This window comes from Tepidimonas sp., assembly GCF_036825565.1.
In the GTDB taxonomy this organism is placed as follows: domain Bacteria; phylum Pseudomonadota; class Gammaproteobacteria; order Burkholderiales; family Burkholderiaceae_C; genus Tepidimonas.
In genome coordinates this window covers 1-3,817 of the sequence record NZ_DAISXZ010000114.1, presented here as the reverse complement: position 1 = coordinate 3,817, position 3,817 = coordinate 1, and the positions used below count along the sequence as shown (strand labels likewise).

The following is a 3,817-nucleotide window of genomic DNA, read 5'->3' as shown; positions in this document are numbered from 1 at the left end:
GCTAAACACTACTTTTTGCAGGGGCAAGGTCAGACAGCAGATCAGACGTTTCTAAGCATTGCACAGTGATAAACATGGACCGCTCGTGAGGCTTGATCACCTGGGAGCTCAACCCTGAGCGCCGGCAAGCCAGCGGCAGCCTGGTGCTGGATAATGTGGTCGAGCTCGGGGTCCGAGCACAGGTGCCGGATTGCGGTGCTTGAAAGGTACGAGGGGTGGTAGAACGGAGCGTGCAGATCCCAAGGGCTCCAGTTTGAGTCCGAAGGCTCCATCCGATCGTTCGTAAGCTCGCGGATCGTTCGTAGACGGGCGTGGAGCGTGACCGCGTGGTGCCGGGAAAAGACGATGCCAATGCCCTGGACATTTTGCGCGTAGCCGGCTGTCCCGAGCGTCAACCACGGACCGAGGTCGTTGCCGGGCCAGTAGACGACCTCCCCTCGGCGGATGTTGAGCTGGCGCAACAGCGTGTCGCTGTCGTTCAGGTAGCCCGCCTCGAGGATACGGGTGGACGGCGAGCGTTGGTCCCAGAGCAGCAGGGCCACGGATGCTAGGGCCACGGCGGCCATGGCACGATGGTGCGGCGCCAACTGCCAGATGCCCCACGCCGCCAGCGCTGGCACGAACCCGTAGACGAGGACAGGATGGGCTTCGATCGCGACGTTCAAGGCCGGCCATATGATTTCGACGGGTTCGCTGGCGCCGAAATGCAGCCAGGCCAATCCGCAGGTCCCCAGGGTAATCAGGGTACCGACCAGTCGGCGGAAGCCTTTCGAGCCATGCGATGCCCACAAGGCTCTGCACGCCTCGGCAAGAGGCGGCAGCAGCAGCGCTGCGTAAGCGGTCAACAGCAACGCGCTGCCCAGCCCCGATCCTGTCGCCAGATAGGTGAACGCTAGCCCGAGGCTGGCAGCACGGCGCCGGGCTGCGGGCTGGGCCGTCACGACATCGAAACAGGCCAACAGCGCCACGACCGTGGCCAGCCAGCCTACGCGCCATAGCTGCGCCTGTGCCATCAGGACGGCCGGGTAGTGCAGCCCCACAACCAGCGCGATCAGCAGACACCACGCCGTGACCAACGCCACCGCTTGGTAGAACCGTCGGCGGCCCGTCGGCGCCAAGCGGCCAGCCAACAGCAGTGCAGCGACCGGCCATAAGTTGCGGTCCAGACTGAGCGACTCGATGTCCTCCGGCAACACGATGGCCGAGGTGTGACGCACGAGGTTTGTCCAGAGCGGATCCATCGGCGCCAACGGTGCCAAGCCAGCGCCAGCCCCGAGCACCAGCGCGGTCAGATCCGCCACAAGCAGCCCCAGCACAAAGCGGTCACGCAGTGCCAGCGCAGCGATGCAGGCGACCGCACCCATGGCCATCAAAGGGTGCAGGATGAGCGCTGTGGCCAACGTCAGCACCGCCAGGGCGCGCTGACCGGCGATCCACCCGGCCAGACCCGCCAGCGCCAGCCCCATCGCGAACGGACGGGCGGTCGCGAAGCTTTCCGAGGTGACGAGAACCGACGCTCCGAGGCCGTAAGAAGGGTTGAGGATCACCACCAAACAAACCGCGATGACCCCGCCGCGCCAGCCCAGCAGCTTGACCGCTAGGGCGAGCAGACCCGCCACCCAAACCACGCCGCCAGCCAGCGCCAGCGCCTTTGCGACGGCAGCCGGCGGCGCCCACAGCAGCAAGGCCGCATACATCTCGTCGAACAGGCTGAAGCCCCCCTGCGAGCCGAAGGCGGACCAGACGTCCTGCGCGTAGGCCTCGGGCATCAGGCGCTGCAGTCCAAGGACGAGGTAAACGCGGGCATCGTGCCAGATGCCGCGGTACGGGTGACTCAGCAGCCAGACGGCCAACGCCAGGGCCAGCCAGCCGGCGCGGTGGAACCAGGGCACGGACGCCACGACGCGGCCGGCCGTGCCTCGCTGACGAAGAGGCGGCATGGGGTTCTCAGGCTGGACGCTGGATGGTGGCCCGATCTCCGCGCTGCTCAATCGTTTCGTGGTATTCGTCGTCGAGGTTGACGGCCCAGATCGCCTCGCGGGTGACGTCGCCCCCAAGGATGGCATCGACGGCGAGCTTGGCCGTCAACATGGAATGATCCTGGTTGTTGTAGCGGTGCATGCCGTTGCGCCCCACCAGCCAGAGATTGGAGATGCCGTCCAACCAGCGGCGCACGATGCCGAAATCGCGGTAACTGCCAAAATAGGCCGGATAGGCCTTTTCCACCCGCACGAGGTGGGTGTCGAGCACGTCGGCAGGGTCGATCAGGTCGATGGAGGCGAGTTCCTGGATCGCGAACCGTTGGAACGCCTCATCGTCCATGGACCACAGGTCGTCGCCGATGTTGCAAAAATATTCCAGCCCAAGCCAGACGGTGCCATTCGGGTCGGCGACGAGGTCTGGGCTCCAGTTGTTGAAGATTTGCAGCCGCCCGAGGCGCACATCCTTTTCCTGGACATAGATCCAGTTGTCCGGTAGCCGCTCGCCGCTGCGGCCTCCCTGGTCTGCAGGGCTGCGCTTGATGCGCCGAACGAGCACCCCCACCGTCATGAAATCGCGATAGAGCAGCCCCTGCGCCACGCGTTGAACCTCCTGCGGCGCGGGAGGATCCATGGCAGCGATCAGATCCTTGACGGGCATCGTCGAAATCACATGGTCCACCTCGACCGTGCGGCGTTGGCCGTCGTGTTCTTCGATTTCGACCGCGGTGATGCGGTTGTCCTGTCGGCGCAGCCGGACCACCCGGGTTTGCAGCAGGATCGTGCCGCCGCCGGCGATGATCTCCTGGGCGGCGCGCTCCCACATCTGCCCGGGACCGAGGCGTGGGTAGAGGAACTGCTCGATGAGGCTGGTGTGCTGGGTGGATGCCGCCGCGTTGCGCAGCAGTCGCCCGGCGGCGTGCTTGAGCGCGGCGGTGACCGACAGCCCTTTGATGCGCTGGGCACCCCACTCGGCGCTGATCTCTTGGCATGGCACACCCCACACTTTTTCGGTGTAATCCTTGAAAAAGGTGCGATAGAGCTCCGCGCCAAAGCGGTTGATGATGAAGTCCTCGAGGTTGCGCTCCGGCCGCGGCAGGGTGCGTGCCCGTGCGTAACTGGCCATGATGCGCGCCACTCGCCGTGCCCCTAGGTTGGACAGGGTGGTCCAGTTGAGTTTGAGGGGGTAGTCGAACAGTCGACGCAGGTAGTAGATCCGCGACAGCCGCGGGCGCACCAGCATGACGTCACCCTGCGCGCGCTCGCCATCGAGCCGCACTTGCCGCGACTGCTGGTGATACTGGATGCGCACGGCTTCGCCATCGCGGCCCACGATCGGCATCAGGCTGCGCCACCAGTCCATCACCCAGTCGGACTTGGAGAAGAAACGGTGTCCGCCCAGATCCATGCGGTTGCCGCGATGGACCACCGTCTTGGAAATGCCGCCGACCTGAGTGTCGGCCTCGATCAGCAGCGGCTTGATGTCGCTGCGGCGGATCAGTTCGAGACCGGCGGTCAGGCCGGCAGGGCCGGCGCCGATCGCCACGATGCGGGCGGAATTTTGCATGGTTGGCCTCCCTGATGCGTTTTTTTGGGGTATCGAAGATGGTGTGAACCCAGATTGTCCATTAGCCATTTTTCGTGATTTTGGCGCAAGCTGTGAGCCTGCGCCCAGGCGCTTGGGTGAGGTCGGTTCTAATGGATACCATTAGACAAACGTGTTTTGGATCAGATGGATAGGTAACGATCATGGCGGGATCGGTGTTACAGGGAGAAGGGTTTGCGGTCAGTTTCAGCCACCGCGAGGTCACTGCCTGGGGTGGTCTGGCCCTGGTCAA

At 64.6% G+C, this 3,817-nt stretch carries 2 protein-coding genes; both read right to left on the bottom strand.

The features are described from left to right. Positions 1-41 precede the first annotated feature (41 nt). Positions 42-1,853, bottom strand: coding sequence for a hypothetical protein (locus V7026_RS11135; RefSeq protein ID WP_334155444.1), 1,812 nt, complete (start codon positions 1,851-1,853; stop codon positions 42-44). A 94-nt stretch (positions 1,854-1,947) separates the two neighbouring features. After that, positions 1,948-3,546, bottom strand: a complete 1,599-nt coding sequence (locus V7026_RS11130) for an NAD(P)/FAD-dependent oxidoreductase (protein ID WP_334155443.1) — start codon at positions 3,544-3,546, stop codon at positions 1,948-1,950. Positions 3,547-3,817 lie beyond the last annotated feature (271 nt).